14 protein-coding genes and 1 pseudogene are annotated in these 15,468 nt (G+C 73.3%); 6 read left to right on the top strand and 9 right to left on the bottom strand.

The window, feature by feature from the left end; translation table 11 throughout:
• The first annotated feature begins 141 nt into the window (after positions 1-141).
• From ACRDSK_RS23765 to ACRDSK_RS23745, 5 genes are all read left to right on the top strand, one after another.
• Complete coding sequence (locus ACRDSK_RS23765; RefSeq protein WP_431443452.1) at positions 142-1,656, top strand: serine/threonine-protein kinase; 1,515 nt, start codon at positions 142-144, stop codon at positions 1,654-1,656.
• Positions 1,657-1,672: 16 nt separating this feature from the next.
• On the top strand, positions 1,673-2,524 hold the full coding sequence (locus ACRDSK_RS23760; RefSeq protein WP_431443451.1) for a hypothetical protein: 852 nt from the start codon (positions 1,673-1,675) through the stop codon (positions 2,522-2,524).
• Positions 2,525-2,587: 63 nt separating this feature from the next.
• Positions 2,588-5,575 (top strand): hypothetical protein, encoded by a 2,988-nt coding sequence (locus ACRDSK_RS23755; protein ID WP_431443450.1) that lies wholly within the window; start codon positions 2,588-2,590, stop codon positions 5,573-5,575.
• 79 nt (positions 5,576-5,654) lie between these two features.
• Complete coding sequence (locus ACRDSK_RS23750) at positions 5,655-5,951, top strand: hypothetical protein (protein WP_431443449.1); 297 nt, start codon at positions 5,655-5,657, stop codon at positions 5,949-5,951.
• Complete coding sequence (locus ACRDSK_RS23745) at positions 5,944-7,233, top strand: putative T7SS-secreted protein (RefSeq protein WP_431443448.1); 1,290 nt, start codon at positions 5,944-5,946, stop codon at positions 7,231-7,233. The genes ACRDSK_RS23750 and ACRDSK_RS23745 overlap by 8 nt, the downstream gene beginning before the upstream one ends.
• A gap of 4 nt (positions 7,234-7,237) precedes the next feature.
• Here the strand turns inward: ACRDSK_RS23745 and ACRDSK_RS23740 are convergent, their stop codons facing one another.
• The 9 genes and pseudogenes from ACRDSK_RS23740 to ACRDSK_RS23700 form a co-directional block, all read right to left on the bottom strand.
• The gene (locus tag ACRDSK_RS23740) at positions 7,238-8,083 is read right to left on the bottom strand and encodes a hypothetical protein (RefSeq protein ID WP_431443447.1); all 846 of its coding nucleotides are present in this window, start codon (positions 8,081-8,083) and stop codon (positions 7,238-7,240) included.
• The gene (locus ACRDSK_RS23735; protein WP_431443446.1) at positions 8,083-8,577 is read right to left on the bottom strand and encodes a SigE family RNA polymerase sigma factor; all 495 of its coding nucleotides are present in this window, start codon (positions 8,575-8,577) and stop codon (positions 8,083-8,085) included. The genes ACRDSK_RS23740 and ACRDSK_RS23735 overlap by 1 nt, the downstream gene beginning before the upstream one ends.
• A gap of 56 nt (positions 8,578-8,633) precedes the next feature.
• On the bottom strand, positions 8,634-9,428 hold the full coding sequence (locus ACRDSK_RS23730) for an AfsR/SARP family transcriptional regulator (protein WP_431443445.1): 795 nt from the start codon (positions 9,426-9,428) through the stop codon (positions 8,634-8,636).
• 82 nt (positions 9,429-9,510) lie between these two features.
• Entirely contained in the window at positions 9,511-10,533 is a 1,023-nt protein-coding gene (locus ACRDSK_RS23725) for a Y-family DNA polymerase (protein WP_431443444.1), read from the bottom strand.
• Positions 10,530-10,949, bottom strand: coding sequence for a hypothetical protein (locus ACRDSK_RS23720; protein ID WP_431443443.1), 420 nt, complete (start codon positions 10,947-10,949; stop codon positions 10,530-10,532). Before ACRDSK_RS23720 ends, ACRDSK_RS23725 begins: the two co-directional genes overlap by 4 nt.
• 114 nt (positions 10,950-11,063) lie before the next feature.
• Positions 11,064-11,354, bottom strand: a complete 291-nt coding sequence (locus tag ACRDSK_RS23715; RefSeq protein WP_431443442.1) for a hypothetical protein — start codon at positions 11,352-11,354, stop codon at positions 11,064-11,066.
• Between the two features lie 98 nt (positions 11,355-11,452).
• A pseudogene (locus ACRDSK_RS23710) lies at positions 11,453-11,938 on the bottom strand (N-acetyltransferase family protein); the annotation flags it as partial.
• Positions 11,939-11,942: 4 nt separating this feature from the next.
• Complete coding sequence (locus ACRDSK_RS23705; protein ID WP_431443441.1) at positions 11,943-12,401, bottom strand: TIGR03618 family F420-dependent PPOX class oxidoreductase; 459 nt, start codon at positions 12,399-12,401, stop codon at positions 11,943-11,945.
• A gap of 154 nt (positions 12,402-12,555) precedes the next feature.
• Positions 12,556-15,018, bottom strand: coding sequence for an NB-ARC domain-containing protein (locus tag ACRDSK_RS23700; RefSeq protein ID WP_431443440.1), 2,463 nt, complete (start codon positions 15,016-15,018; stop codon positions 12,556-12,558).
• Here ACRDSK_RS23700 and ACRDSK_RS23695 point away from each other — a divergent pair.
• The gene (locus ACRDSK_RS23695) at positions 15,011-15,277 is read left to right on the top strand and encodes a cupredoxin domain-containing protein (RefSeq protein WP_431443439.1); all 267 of its coding nucleotides are present in this window, start codon (positions 15,011-15,013) and stop codon (positions 15,275-15,277) included. The genes ACRDSK_RS23700 and ACRDSK_RS23695 overlap by 8 nt on opposite strands.
• The last annotated feature ends 191 nt before the right edge of the window (positions 15,278-15,468 follow it).

The raw sequence follows: 15,468 nt of genomic DNA, 5'->3' as shown, positions 1-15,468 counted from the left end.
GTCCACCCGCAAGGACGTCGGGCCCACTCTCTGCCACCGGTCGGGGGGTCGATGCCGCCGTTAGGGCGTCCGCGACGTCTCGATTGTCGTAACAACACGTGTTCGGTTCCCCCACCGAGTGATCGCGCGTAGGTTCATGGCGTGACAGTGGTAGCCGGTCGTTACCGTCTGCTTGCGCGCCTGGGCGAGGGTGGCATGGGCGTGGTGTGGCGTGCGCACGACGAGCTCCTGCGCCGCGACATCGCGGTCAAGGAGCTGCACGTCCGCATCGGGGTCGACGACGACTTCCGCTCCCGGCAGGTGCTGCGCGAGGCCCGGGCGGCCGCGCGGCTGCGGCATCCGGGCGTCGTCGCCGTGCACGACGTGGTCGTCGACGCCGGCCGGCCCATGATCGTGATGGAGCTCGTCGAGGGGTTCTCGCTCGCGGAGCTGATCCGCCGGCACGGACCGCTGCCGGAGCAGCGCGTCGCCGACCTGGGTGTGCGGGTGCTGGCGGCGCTCGCGATGGCGCACGCGCAGGGCGTCGTGCACCGCGACGTCAAGCCGGGCAACGTGCTGCTCGACGGCAGCCGGGTCGTGCTGACCGACTTCGGGATCGCCGCGGTCACGAGCGACACGACGGTCACGGACTCGGTGATCGGCTCGCCGGAGTATCTGGCGCCGGAACGCGTCAACGGCCAGCCGGCCTCGCCCGCGAGCGACCTGTGGTCCCTGGGCGTCACGCTCTCCGCCGCGCTGCGCGGCGAGTCGCCGTTCCAGCGGTCCGACACACAGGCGACCCTGGCCGCGGTGATGACCTACGAGCCGGCCCCGATCCCGCAGGCACCCAACCTGTGGCCGGTGATCGAGGCGATGCTGCACAAGGACCCGCGGCGCCGGCCGACCGCGGCCCAGGCGGGCCAGCGGCTGTCCATGATCGCCGGGGCGCCGCCGTTCGAGGTGCCGCGTCCATCGGTGACCGGACCCGGTCCGGTGCCGGTGGTCGAGCCGCTCAGCGAGCCGACGACCAGGACGCGGGTGCGCGACAAGCGGGCGCGGACGCGGCTCGTGGCGTTGCTGGCCGTGCTCGTCCTCCTCATGGCCGGCGGCGTCTGGCTGCTCGTGCGCCCCGGGTCGGACGCGGTGGGCGGGACCGCCGCGTCGTCGTCGGCCACGTCCACGGCGCCCTCCGCACCACCCGGCTTCGCCGCGCACAAGGGCGACAAGTTCTCGATGGCGGTGCCGCGCGGCTGGTTCAAGGACTCCGCCGACCAGAACATCTTCTGGGTCGCGAACCCGCACGCCCGGCGAACCGTGTTGGCGCACATCGAGTGGTGGGACTCCGGCCATCCCGGCGGTGCCCGCGGGGTGCTCGACGACTTCGAGAAGGGCGAGTTCACCCGGGACTTCATCTCGAAGTACAAGCGGCTCAAGCTCACGACGCAGTCCATGCCGCGCGGCGTGACCGCGGCCGACCTGGAGGTCACCTACCACCTGAGCCTGGACGGCGAGTTCGACTACCACGAGATGAACCGGGCGGTGGTCACCGCGACGGGGCGCACCTACATCCTCACCGTGGCCGCGGAGGCCGACACGCGCGCCGCCGCCGAGCGGCTTTGGCGTACGGAGAGAGACAAGCTGACGAAGATTCTCGACAGCTTCCAGGTGACACCGTGACGATGTTCTAGGCTGCGTGATCGTGCTGCGGGTCACGGTGCGCGGGTCGGACATGCCGAGCGTCGTGCTCGGGTCCGGGGAGACGCTACTCATCGGGCGTGCCCCACGCGTGCCCGAGGACCGGCCGGACGCCCAGCTGCGGGTGACGGCGTTTCCGTTGCCGGACAGCGCCGGGCACGTGTCGAGGTTGCTCGGCGAGCTGATCGTGGGGGAGGAGACCGTGCGCCTGCGGTGGCACGGCGGCTCAGAGGGGCAGCTGTCCAGCATGCTCGACGCGCCGGCCGGGGCGCGCCGGGTCGTACTCACCGTGGGGATGTCCGCACAGCTCGACGAGGGCGAGAGCCAGCTGCTGGTGCTGCGCGGCAGGCAGGTCGGCGTGGAGCACGCGGACCGCCTGCTGGTCATCGACGTGATGAGCACGGACTCGGCGCCCACGGGCCCGATCCCGCTGCCGGCCCTCGTGGACAGCCAGGCGGCGCCCACGAAGGACGCGCCGGGCCTGATGCCGCACGGCCGGGAGTGGTTCGTGGCCCTCGCGCTGGCCGAACCATGGCTCGCCGGCGCCGACGACTACCCGCGCCCGCCGACCAACCGGGAGATCTACGAGCGGGTGCTCAGCTGGCACGGGTACGCGTGGAACCTCGAGCGCCCCCAACGCGTCGACGACGCCATCCGCAAGGTGGCCTCGGTGGGCTTCGGTCGCCACGACGACCCGTTCCGCAGCGCCGCGGGCCAGGTCCGCAACGTCCGCTTCGCGGTCGGCCGCCGGGCGGCCGAGGTACGCCTGGTCACCGTGGAGGATCTCGACGCCGCCAACCGTGCGGCCTTCCACCGCCGCCGCGCCTGGGAGCCGCCCGTCGAACCCTGACGTCGTGGGGTCGCGTGTCACGATGTGGTGGTGGGACATGATCACCGCCGGGTTTGGTGGCGGGTGCCGGTTGTCGTGGTGGTCCTCTGCGGACTGGGTGGGGGCGTCGCCTGGCAGGTGAACGACGCGCTCGGGTTGCGCGTTCGGCCTGCCGAGGTGCCTTTCGAGCAGGTACGTGCGGCGCCGGCGCGTGCGGTGGTCGCGCCGCCTGCCATCCGGTCCATCGTGGTGCCCGACGACGAGCGGCTGCGGCTCGCGGCCGGTGTGGTGGCTGACGCGGTGGCGAGCCGCGGCGCCGCCCGGCCGGCGATCGGAAACGGGCCCGGGCCGGTCCTGCGGGTGCGACTCGACGGCTCGTTTGACGGCGAGGCCTACCGGATCGATGGTGGTGCCGGGCTGACCGTGACGGCCGGGGCCGCGGCGGGCGCGGCCACCGGGCTCTACACACTGGCCGACCGGATCCGGTCCGGCGCGCGGGTGGTCGCCGACGGAACGGTGGTGACGCCGCGGCTCGGGCTGCGGCTCACCGACCTCGGCGCGGTCGGCCTGCCCGCCGACCCCGAGCGCTACGCCGAGGGCACCGACTACTCGCTGAACTCCGACGTGGTGGGCGAGGCGATCCTGCCCGACGAGCCCTATGTGGACGAAGGCGCCGTCGCGCGCATCGCGGACCAGTTCCGCCGCCAGATACGGCATTCGCTGGCGCAGGGCTACAACGCCGTCGTCGTCCCCGGGTTCCTGGAGTACCTCACGTTCCGGGACGTCGGCGACGGCCACGCGGTCTACCCGGCCGGCGACCCGCACGTGGCCCGTGCCGAGGCGATGGCCGCCGCCTTCGGGCCGGTGTGGCGCTACGCCCACGACCTCGGCATGAAGGTCTTCCTGTCCACCGACATGCTCGCGTTGTCCCCACCACTACGAGCCCACCTGGAGCGCACGGTCGGCGGACTGGACACCGAGGACGACCGGCTGTGGCGGGTGTACCGGGCCGGTCTCGCCGAGCTGTTCGACCGAATGTCCTACGTGGACGGTCTGATGGTCCGGATCGGCGAGGGCGGCGCGGCCTACCGGCTGCCGGGCTGGGACTTCACCTCGGAGATCGCGGTCACCACCCCGGCCGCGGTGCGCGCGATGCTGCGCTCGTTCCTGGACGTCGCCGGCGAGGCGGACCGGGAGATCATCTTCCGCACGTGGAGCGTGGGCATCGGCGAGGTCGGCGACCTGCACACCAACAAGACAGCCTACGAGCGCGTGTTCGACGGCCTCGACGACGACCGTCTCGTCGTGGCCACCAAGTACACGCTCGGCGACTTCTACAGCCACCTGCCGCTCAACGACACGCTCCTGGTCGGCACGCAGCGGCGGATCGTGGAGTTCCAGTCCCGCCGCGAGTTCGAGGCCTTCGGGTCGCTGCCCAACGACCTCGGCACGCTGCACAAGGCCGCGCTGCGACGGTTCCTGGCCAACCCGCACGTGGAGGGCGTGTGGTCGTGGGCGCAGGGCGGCGGCCCCACGCTCGCCGGCCCCCGGACCCTGGTGCTGCGCACGGGTTTCTGGCAGCTGTACGACCTGAACAGCTACCTCACCGGCCGGCTCGCGCTCGATCCCGACGCCGATCCGGCCGCCGCGACCGCGGACTGGCTGCGCGCCACGTTCTCCGACGACCCGGACACGGTCGCGGCTCTGGGCGAGGTGATGGCGCTGTCCCGGGAGGCGATCACGAAGGGCCTCTACGTCGTCCCGTACGCGGACCAGTCGGTGCGCGCGCTCGGGCTCGAACCGCCGCCGATGATGTGGATCTTCGAGTGGGACATCGTGACCGGCGACAGCGCCGTGTGGGACACGATCTACGCGGTGAACCGCGACCGTCCGCTCTTGGCGGTGCGCGAGGGGATCGACGCGGTCCTGGCCGCGAGCGAGATGCGGGAACTGGTGGCCGAGACCGACCCGGCGACCTGGCGCGACCCGGAGCTGCGCCGGCATTTCATGTCCACAATGGACTACCAGGTCAGCCTGTTCGAGACGCTCGGGGACTATCGGGAGGTGCGGCTGCGCCACGCGGAGTGGCTCGACACCGGGTCGGCGGAGGCGAAGGACGCGTGGCAGGACGCGGCGGCCCGCTACGACGCCCACCGTGCCGAGCACCTGGGCCGCTACGCCGGTGACCTCGACCTGCCCGCCTACAACCTCACCGCCGCCGACATCGGACTCGACCGCGCGGAGCGCGATGCGACGATGGCCTGGCTCGCCCGCGCGCTCCTGTTGCTGGTGCTGGCCGTCCTCGCGCTGGGCAGTCCGTGGGCGGCCCGCCGCGTGCGGACCGCGCCGTGGGCCCGCGCGCTGTGGACCGCGTCGACCCGCCCGTGGCGCCTCGTCGAGCTGGCCGGCACCCCGAGCCGCCGCGACCGCGTGCTGGTGTGGGCCGTGCCCGCGGCGGCCGTGGTGGCCAGCCGCGGGATCCTCACGTCGTTCGCCGCTCCGGCGCACCTGGTGGTCGTGCTGGGCGCGTGGCTGCTGTGCACGGTCGCGCTGCGGCTGTCCGTGCGCCGCGCCGACCCGTTCGCGCTGCTGGCCGCGCTGGGCGGCGTCGCCCTGCTGCGGACCGTGCTCCTGTTGGCGGTGCTGGCCGTGCGCGGACCGGGGTACTACTGGTTCGGTTTCTGGACCGAACCGACGGCCCGGACGGTGTACGTGACGATCGCGTTCGCGGCGTTCCTGGCGGTGTTCGTGTGCGCGTACGTGGTGCTTCGCGGGGCGTACGGGTTGTCCCGCGCCGGCACGACGGGCCGCGTGCTCGTCGCCGCGGGCGTGCCGCTCGCGGTGCTGGGCGCCTTGGTGACCGCACTGGGCGCCGAACGCGCCCTGACGGTGTGGAACGACCAGCTGGCGCTGTTGCCGTGGGGACTGTCCCGGATCCTCGGCATCACCGTGCACCTGGAGATCCCCACCGACCTCCCGCTGGTCGTGACGCTGGCGGGCGCGGCCGTGGCGATCGCCGGCGCCGCCTTGGCCTTCCTCGGCCGGGCGCGGCGACCTGGAGTGCCGCTGTAGCGCGGCTGGAGGGCATGCGTAGCGCGCGGTCCTAGCCTCGGTTCGGCATTCCGAACAGGGGCAAAAGGGGACCACAGGGATGAGTGACGACGGCTACGACGTCGACTGCGCCGAGCTGCACGACGGATCTTCCTGGCTGCTGCGCATCGTGGGCGACGAGGACCACGGCATGGGCGATGCCGCCGGCGAGGGCGGGCAGTACGGCCACGCGCTGCTGCATCAGGCCGTCTCGAGCTTCTGCAGCGTGATCGACGCGGGCATCGCCGCGCTTCGCGCCGACGTCGAGGCGACCGGAGCGGGCCTCGCCGGCACCGCGGACGGCTACGCCGGCGACGACGCGACCGCCCGCGACCGGGTGAGTGTGGACGGTGGCTGAGCTCGGCGAGACCTCCGACCCGGCCGCCCTGGTCCCGGGCTCACCGGACGGCGTCGACGCGGTCGCGGCCGTGTTCACGACGCGGAGCGAGGACGTGGAGGCGACCGGCCGCGAGCTGCACACGTTCAACCCGTCGAGCTGGGTCGGCGACGCGTCGGAGCGGTTCCGGGAGATCTTCGCCCCTGTCCCGACCCGCTGGTACAAGACGAGCGACGCGCTGGTCGCCGCGGCCGGCGCGCTGACCGGCTACGCGGAGACCCTGCGCTGGACGCAGTCCCAGGCAGGCGAGGCGATCGCGCTGTGGGACGAGGGCGAGGCGGCGACCACCGCGGCGCTCACCACGCACCAGACCGCACTCGCCGAGGCGGAGGCGGCGGTGCGGCCCGCGCCCACGTTCAGCGACCCGGGCGAGGGAACGCGCCAGGAGGCCCGCGAGCTGCTCGACCGGGCCCGCGCACAGCTCGACGAGGCCGGCTGCGACGCGGCGCAGGGGCTCGGCGGCAACGGTCCACAAGGGACAGAGGTGTCGACGTTCCTGGAGGACGTGCTGGTCTCGGCGGCCTCGGACGAGGCCGGCGGCGGTGGCTCGTGGGCCGGCAACCCGTGGGAGGTGACGGGGCCGCGGGGCACGTCGTCACCCGAGGACGGCGCGGGGATTCGCATCGGCTCCATCAGCAATGACGCCGACCTCGCCAGCACCGGCACCGACGACCCGAACCGGCTCGAGGTCGGCGCCGGCGCCGAGGCGGACGCGTCGGTGAACGGGTCGGGCGTCCATGCGTCCGGCAACGTCACCGTGGGCGCCACCGGCCACGCCGAGCTGACCCGGGACCTCGGCGGCATGACCATCACCCACCAGGTCGACGCGCTCGCCGGTGCCCGCGCGGAGGGCAACCTGGACGTCGGCCCGACCGGGGTCGACGCGGGCGCCGAGGCGTTCGCCGGCGGGCGGGTGGAGTACGGCGGCAGCGCCGAGGTCAGCGGTGTGAGCGCCGGCATGAACGCCGAGGGGTGGGTCGGCGCCGGTGCGTCGGCCAACGTCGACGTGGGCTACCACGACGGCCGCGTCGTCCTCGACCTCGAAGCCGGCGCGGCGCTGGGCGTCGGTGGCGAGCTCGGCGGCCAGATCACCATCGACCCGCAGGCGGTGTCGGACACCATCGAGCGGGAGGCGGACATCCTGCAGCGCAACACGGACCTGAACCCCGCCAACGACGACCACCAGAACGGCGTCCTGAACTCGCTCGAGCGGGGCTGGAACCGCCTGGCCGACGCCTTCTGACCCCTCAGCGAGGGAGCTTGATCAGGTCGCCCAACTCCTCGGTGGTGAGCGGGAAGTCGGTCATGCGTGGCGCGTCGTCCAAGGCGCGGAACGGGGTCCACCCGAAGGACCCGGGGATCAGGAACGCCGCGGTGACCCGGATGTCCGCACCGCCGGCCGGGTCCGGCTGGTCCCACACCACGCCGCGAACCCGGTAGCCGTACTCGATCTCGAAGGAGTAGGCCACGCCGCCCACCGGCACGGGGACCGGCTCGCAGCCGTACTCCGGGCGTCGGGTCTGCGCCGTCAGGCAGGGTTCGTCAGGCATGCCGTACACGGAGGCGGGGAAGTCGCCGCTGGTGCGGTGCAACACCGCGAGGTAGCCGCGCCGGTCGCCCTCGCGCCACAGCACGTGCATGCCGAATCCGAAGCGGTCCCCGGACCCCTTGACGTCGCTGCGAGTGCCGAAGTGGGCCGCCACGTTCCCGCCGGGCAGCTGGGCGGCGCCGTTCGCGGCCAGCGTGTCGGCGTCGGGCGACCGGTGGTGGCCGGGCGGGGCGCGGAACGGCGCACCCGAGTCGGAGCTCGTGCCGGACGTCGGCGGCGCGGACGGCGGCGGCGCGGTGCTGGAGGGCACCCCGATCGGGAGGCGTTCGGGAGCCGGATCGTCCGTGTCGATGGCGAGCGGCACGGCCGCCAGCACCGCGGCCACCGAGGCCGCGACCGCGATCGGCACCGCGCGCCGCACCCGGTACCGGCGCCGCCCGCGGCGCATGATGTCGGCGACGTCGAGCCCGACCGGCGGCTCGTCGGCGGGCAGCGCCGCGGACAGTGCCGCGCGCATCCGCGTGTCGCGTTCGTCGGCTGCCATCAGCTCGCTCCGTGGTCTTCGCGCAGGTGCGGGCGCATGGCCGACACCGCGCGGTGCATCTGGCTCTTGACCGTGCCCGCGGAGACGCCGAGCACCGCCGCGGTCTCGGCGACGGACAGCCCTTCCCAGTAGCGCAGCACGACCACCGCGCGTTGGCTCGGCGTCAGCTCGGCCAGCGCGCGGGAGACGGCGAGGCGGTCGGCGGCGTCGGCGGCGGCGGGCACCGGGCCGTCCGGCACCTCGGCGACCGGGTACTCGCGGTTTCGCTGGCCGCGCTTGGTGTTGAGGAAGACGTTGACCAGCACCTGCCGCACGTAGGCGTCCGCCGACTCCTCGCGAACCCGGTGCCACACGGAGAACAGCCGCACGAACGCGGCCTGCACGACGTCCTCCGCGTCGTGCCAGTTCCCGGTCAGCAGGTAGGCCGAGCGGCGCAGCGCGGCCACGCGGTCGGTGAAGTACACCGCGAACGCGCCGTCCGAGGCCCCGGCCATGTATGCCCCTCGCTGATCGTCTCGGGTGAAGTACCCGGCGACCGCGCATTCGGTTGTCAAGGAATGTAGCCGCGCTGGAGGAGCAGCGGGTCGGGATCGGCGAGGAGGGTCGGGTCGTCGGCGAGGACGCGGGCGTGCAGCTCGCGGACGGCCGGGCCGGGCCGGAGCCCGAACTCGGTGTCGAGCAGGCGATGCAGCTCCTGGTAGGTGTGCAGGGCCTCGACCCGGCGCCCGCACCGGTAGAGCGCGAGCATCAGCAGCGACCAGTGGGTCTCCCGCAGCGGGTCGGCGGCGGTCAGCCGGTGGAGCTCGTCGACGACCTCGCGGTGCTCGCCGAGTCGCAGCCGTGCGTCGAGCCAGTCCTCGATCGCGAGGTGGCGCCGCTCAGCCAGCCCGCGGGCCTCCAGCGGGACGGTCTCGGCGACGTCCTCGAAGGGCTGGCCGCGCCACAGGTCGAGCGCCTCGGACAGGATCGCCGCCGCCCGGGCGGTCTCGCCGGCGGCGAGGGCACGCCGACCGGCCGCGGCGAGCGTGGTGAACGAGCGTGCGTCGAGGTCGCCGTCGTCGAGCGCGAGCCGGTAGCCGTCGCGGTCCCGCTCGACCCGTGGTGCGCCGGACCTGGTGCGGGGCAGGCGTTTGCGCAGCTCCCACACGTAGGTCTGCACGTTGGCGGTGGCCGAGCGGGGCGGGTGTCCGTCCCACAGCAGGTCCACGAGCGTGCCGGTCGCCGCCCGGTCCCCGCCGCGCGCCAGCAGCGCGGCGAGCAGCATCCGCTGCTTGCGCGGCCCCAGCCGCAGCGCCGCTCCCGCGGAATCCAGTACCTCGACCGGACCGAGCACCCGAAACAGCACCGTGGCCTCCCGTGACGAGTCCTTCCGGTAGCTGTACCCGAGAAACGGCCGATCGGTTGTCGACCTTCGTCCTCGAGGTGGCTCACAGGCCCGGCAGCGTGTCCTGGGTCCGAGCCGGCGCGAGGTCGGCGACGGTGATCGTCACGCGGCGGGCCACCGGGTCGCCGAGCTCGGCGACCAGGGCGAGGACCGCGCCGGACAGGGTGTGCGGGTCCGCGGTGTGCCGGGGGAGTCGGGTGCGTGCGATCGGGTCGCGGTCGTCGGTGCGCAAGGAAAGCTGGACGTGGCGGGCCTCGTGGTCACCCTTGCGGAGGCGTTCGGCCAGCTCGGCGGCGAGGTCGCGCAGGTAGGACTCGGCGGCGCGGCGGGCCGGCGTCGTGCGGGACACGCTGTACGAGCGGCGCGGCGCCGGTGGGCGGATGGTGGCGTCGTCCGTGCCGTCGGCGATGCGGCGCAGCCGTCGGCCCATCGCGACGCCGGTCAGCTCGACCAGTTCGGCGAGCGAGCGGGTGTGCAGGTCGGCGACCGTGTCGAGGTCGGCCTCGGCGAGCCGCTCGCGGGTGACCGGGCCGACGCCCCACAGGTCCGCCACCCGCAGCGCGCGCCGCACGGCCGGCTCCCGAGCCGGGTCGATCACGACGATCCCGTTCGGCTTCGCGCGGCGACTCGCAAGCTTGGCGATCAGCTTCGTCCGTCCGACGCCGATGCTCACCGGCAGGCCGAGGTCGGTCCGGACCCGCTGGCGCAGCCGGGTGGCGGTGGCCGACGCGTCGGGCCAGTCCAGGCCGGGCACCGCCAGGAACGCCTCCTCCATCGACCCGGCCTCGACCGCCGCACCAGCACGAAGCAAGGCGAACAACTCGTCGCTCGCACGCTCGTACGCCGCCGCCCGGGCCGGCACGGTCACAAGCGTCGGGCAGGCCCGGTGCGCCTGCGCCGCGCGCATGCCGGCGTGCACGCCCAAGGCGCGGGCCTCGTAGCTCGCGCAGCTGACGACCCGGTCCACCACGGCGAGCGGCAACCCGGACAGGCCCGGGTCGTCCCGCCGCTCCACGGCGACGAAGAACGCGTCGACGTCGACGTGGAGCAGCGGGGGACCGGTCACGAAATCCGGGTCATCGTGGAGTCGTAGCCGCCACCGCCCGGGTACACCCACGCGCCGACCATCTCGGAGTCGTCGTCGTTGAAGGTCCCGCGGAAGTACGCGGGCGAGCCCTTGTCGCCCGCCCAGATCGTGAGGGTGTCGCCCTCCATCTCGTAGACGTACTCGAACGTGCCGCCGCCGCTGCCGTAGTAGCGGGAGTGCACGTTCTCGCTCTGCTCCCCGCCGAAGGGGTGCAGGTGGCCGATGACCTCTAGGCCGGTCACGGCATCGCCGTCCTGCTCGAGCTCGACGTGCTGGAGCAGGAAGAACCCGCCCATCGCCCACTCGTAGGTGACGGTGCCGGTCGAGCCGCCGGTGATCTGCCATTTGCCGACGAGCCGGTCGAGGGCGCGAACCTTGTCGCTTGGTGTGGACATCGATGCCTCCATGGTGTCTGTCGTGTGATCGTCGTGTCGTTCACACCGTTACGTCGTAGCCGCGAAACAGCGCGGGACACCACTTCCAAAGTGCGGCGCTCGTCGGGCTGGGCGTCAGCCCATCATCATGGCGGCGCCGGCGTACAGGACGACGACGACGGCGCCGACGCCGAAGCCGGCCATGAGCGGAACGCCGACGGAGGGCCGGAACCGCACGGCCGGGTAGCCGACGAGCAGCATGAGCATCATCCACGAGCCGACGAGGGCGACGGCGTTCATCATGTGCTGGCTCAACAGGAACGCGCCGCGCGCACCCAGGATCACTACTACCGCCGCGGCGATCGCGATCGCCAGCCGGCGCCACACGAGTCGGTTCGCTGTCTGTCCGGTGCTGCCGTTGGTCACGTCGACTCCAGGGATGGGCGAGTGGGTACGCGACCATCGTGGCACTCGAAGCGACGGTCGAGCCTTACCGATCCCTTACGCGTCAACACATCCAGCGCTTACGAGTCGGCGCGGCGCTCCAGGAGGACGGTGTCGTACCAGACGCCGTCCAGCTGGGCGATGCGCTCCCGGACGCCGACGGTGCGGTAGCCGGCCGCGTGGTGCAGGGCGATGCTGACGTGGTTCTCGCTGAAGATCGCGGTCTGCAGGGTCCACAGGCCGGCGGCGTCGGCGGCGGTGACCTGCCGGTGGAGGAGCGCCTTGCCGATGCCGCGGCCGCGGTGGCGTTCGCTGATGTAGACGGAGCTCTCGACCACGCCGGCGTAGCACTCGCGGTCCGAGGCGGGGGAGAGCACGGTCCAGCCGACGACCTCGCTCTCGATCTCGGCGACCCAGCGGTGGTCGGGCATCCAGCGCGCCTCGAGCGCCTCGCGGTCCGGGACGGTGGTCTCGAAGGTGGCGAGACGGGTGTCGATGCCCTCGCCGTAGATGCGGCGCACGGCGGGCCAGTCGCGGTCCTCGAGCGGGCGGACGGTGATGTCGGCCATGTCAGGCCGGGTTGGTGGAGAAGCGGGCGGGCGTGACGAGAACCGCGGCGCGGCGGTCGGCGACCATCTCGCGGTCGTACTCGTCGAGGTCGGGATGCTCGCCGCCGGCGGCCTGGTAGATGTCGCGCAGCAACTGGGGGAGCCCGTCCGCGGCGAGGTCGGGGTGTGGGTCGTCGGGACCGGCGAGCTCGGCCGGCCCGGACACGGCGATCCACTGCCAGCCGGCGCGGAAGACCAGGGTGGCGCGCGCGTGGGCGCGCAGGTTGGCGAGCTTGGCGGTGTCGCCGCGCGAGACCAGTGCGACCACGGGCTGCCCGCCGACCGGATGCGGCAGGATGCCCGCGTTGACCACCGACACGGCGGGCTCGCCGTCGGGTCGCGTGGTGACCAGGACGGCCAGCCAGTTCTCCGTCGAGGCCAACTCGGTGATGCGGCGCAACCCGTCGTCGGTCGAGATCATGTCGACTACCACCTCTGCTCGTCGCGGCGTGGATGTCACGCCACCATCCGATCCGTGCACGACCTTGCCAGCTCCGAAATTGTCGGTGCCCTCGGGTAGCGTCGAAATCAGGGGGACCCCCACCGATTGAATGGGCCGGTCAATCGGCCGGGAGTCACGAAGGTGGTGCCAGGCCGGGTGGTAGGCGCAGGCACGCATCGGTGAGGGCGAGGTCCCGGAGGATCGCCCGGTACTCCGCGCGAGGACCATCCGCCGGCTCACCGAGGGCTTCATGCGCAAGAGCGAGCCGGGCCAGGACGCGTGCCTCCTCGAGTGGCGTCGACAGTTGGCGTGAGAGCGCCAAGGACCTGCGCAGCGGCTCGATCGCCGACGCCGGATCGTCGCTCGCCAGGGCCAGTTCGCCGCGGCTGCGGAGGGTCTCGGCCAGGCCGTCCTTGTTCCGCAGCGCCTCGAACCTCGGTACGGCGTCGGCCAGCCGCGCCGCCGCGGCGGGCCAGTCGCCCCGGCGGATGTCGATCTCCGCGCGGGTTTGCTCCACATAGGTCGCATGCAGGTCATCGCCCAGGGACTCGGTCAGCGTCGCGGCTTCGTCCAAAGCGGACTCCGCGTCGTCGAGGCGGCCGGTGTCGATCAGCGTGTACGCGTAGATGATCAGGTTCTGCGCGGTCATCCGGGGGTTGTCGCCCGCCCGCCTGATCTCGAGCGCCCGCTCGACGAGCGCCAGCGCCGGCTCGCCCCGGTCGCGGTCCGTCTCCGCACGGTTGACCAGCAGCGACGCCAGCACCGTGCCCGAGTCGGAGGGCTCGACCGCCGCCAACGCCTCGTCGAGCACCCGGGCCGCCTCGCCGAGCCGGCCGAGTCGCCGGGTGGCCAACCCGGCGTGCAGCAACGCCCGCACGACCCGCGTGTGGTCGCCGACCGAGCGCGCCAGCGCCAACGCCTCCGTCGCCAACGCCGCCATGTCCGCCGCCCGGGACAGCTGCGCGTACACCCCGCACAACGCCTGCAACACCGTCAGCAGCAACGCCTCCGGCCCGTGCACCCGCAGCGCCCCGGCCGCCACCCGCAGCGCCTGCTCCCGCTCGTCGTCGTAGGCCCGCAGCGTCAGGAACCCCGCCACCCGCAGCGCCAACTCCCCGGCCAGACCGGCCAGCTCCGCCCGCCCCGACGACGCCGCCTGCTCGATCGCCGACATCAGCGTCTGCCGCTCGGCCTCCAGCCACTCCCGCGGCCGCTCCCGCACCAACCCGGCGGCGAGCGAGGCCGCGGGCGAGGTCACCGGGGCGAGGTCCGCGCTGTACGTCGTGTAGTGCTCGGCCCGCTGGTCGGCCTCACCCGCGAGCACGAGCCAGCCCGACAGCATCCGCGAGACGGCCGCGTCCCGCTCCGCCACCGGATCGGCCGCGGCCCGCTCGGCGGCGAAGTCGCGCACCAGGCTGTGCAGCCGGTACCGCGACTGGTCCACTGCGTCCCGCCCGGCCGGCTCGACCAGGTGCATCTCCACGAGCCGGTCCAGCAACCGCTCGACCGGAGCCGACCCGCCGACCAGCTCCCGCGCCACCCACGCCGGCCACGTCGTCGCGCGCATCAGCCCGAGCCGGCGCAGCAGCAGGCGCAGCGGCTCCTCCAACGCCTGGTAGCTCAGCTCGATGCTGGCCCGCACGTTCAGGTCGCCGACCGCGAGCTCGTCGAGCCGACCCCACTGCTGGGCGAGCCGGCGGCGGAAGTCGTCGAGTGTCCACTCGGGATGGACGGCGAGCCGGGCCGCGGCCACGCACACCGCGAGCGGCAGATTTCCGCACAGGGCAACGACTTCGGTGGCCGCCGCGGGCTCGGCCGCCGCCCGCTCCGCGCCGATCACCCGGGCGAGCAACCCGACTGCGGCGCCGTCGGCCAGCACCGGCACCGACCAGCGAGCCGCACCGACGAGCGCGCCGAGCTGGCGACGCGAGGTCACCAGGGCGCGCGAACCGGCCGTCGCCGGCAGCAGCGGACGCACCTGCTCCTCGCCGGCCGCGTCGTCGAGCACCACCAGGACCCGTCGCTCCGCCAGCAGGCTCCGGTACATTCCGGCCCGCTCCTCGCGGTCGTCGGGCAGGCTCGCCCCGTCGACGCCGAGCGTGCGCAACAGCCGGCCGAGCACGGCGTGCGGGTCGGCCGGCGGGTCGTGGGTGCCGCGCAGGTCCGCGTAGAGCTGGCCGTCGGGGAACGCCGAGGCGAGCCGGTGCGCGGCCGCCAGCGCCAGCGTCGTCTTGCCGACCCCGCCCGGGCCGACGAGCACCCCGACCAGGCCCGCCGCGTCGTCGTCGCTGGTCAGCTCGGCGCAGATCACCGCGACCAGCTCGTCCCGCCCGGTGAGCACGGCCGTCACGGCCGGCAGCTGCCGGGGTACCGGCGGGCCGGCCGCGGTCACTCCCTCGCCACGCAGGATCCGCTCCTCGAGCCGGCGCAGCGGCGGGCCCGGCTCGACGCCCAGCTCGTCGGCGAGGCGGCGGTAGAGGGCCCGGTACGCCTCGAGCGCCTCCGCGCGCCGGCCGGCGGCGGTCCTCGCCGCGGGCTGTGGCGCGCCCGCCCAACCGGCGTCCTCGACGAGCGCGGCTTTCGAGCTGGTGGTCACGACGGATGTCGGAGCAGACCTGCGCTTCGTGCCGGCCGAGGTGACCGCGCCCTCGCGCACGCGGGTTCGAGTCATGTTCCGAAATGTCTCGACGCTGCCCCACAACCTGACCTTCGATGCTCCGATCGCCGGCGGCACCCGGACGATCGTCGAGGCTGGCGGATCCGATGCCATCGAGCTCGTGACGCCCGGCCCCGGTCGCTACACGTTCGGGTGCACGATCCACATGGGGATGTCGGGCACCCTCGTCGTCAACTGAGGAGTGGTCCGCGTCGCCGTCGTGCGGGGCAACTGCGTGCGCGACGTTCCCGTGCGCACTCGCGACACATCACTTCGCGCGCCGCGAACATGCGATTCGTCGTCGATGCAGAGCGTTGAAGCGCTTTGCGCGCCGAATCAACGCGCAATTTGCGAGTCTGTTTTGCGCGGTCACTAGTACTCGCACATCGG

It is taken from the genome of Actinophytocola sp. (assembly GCF_050699915.1).
Classification (GTDB): Bacteria; Actinomycetota; Actinomycetes; order Mycobacteriales; family Pseudonocardiaceae; genus Actinophytocola.
This window is presented reverse-complemented; position numbering and strand designations above follow the sequence as displayed.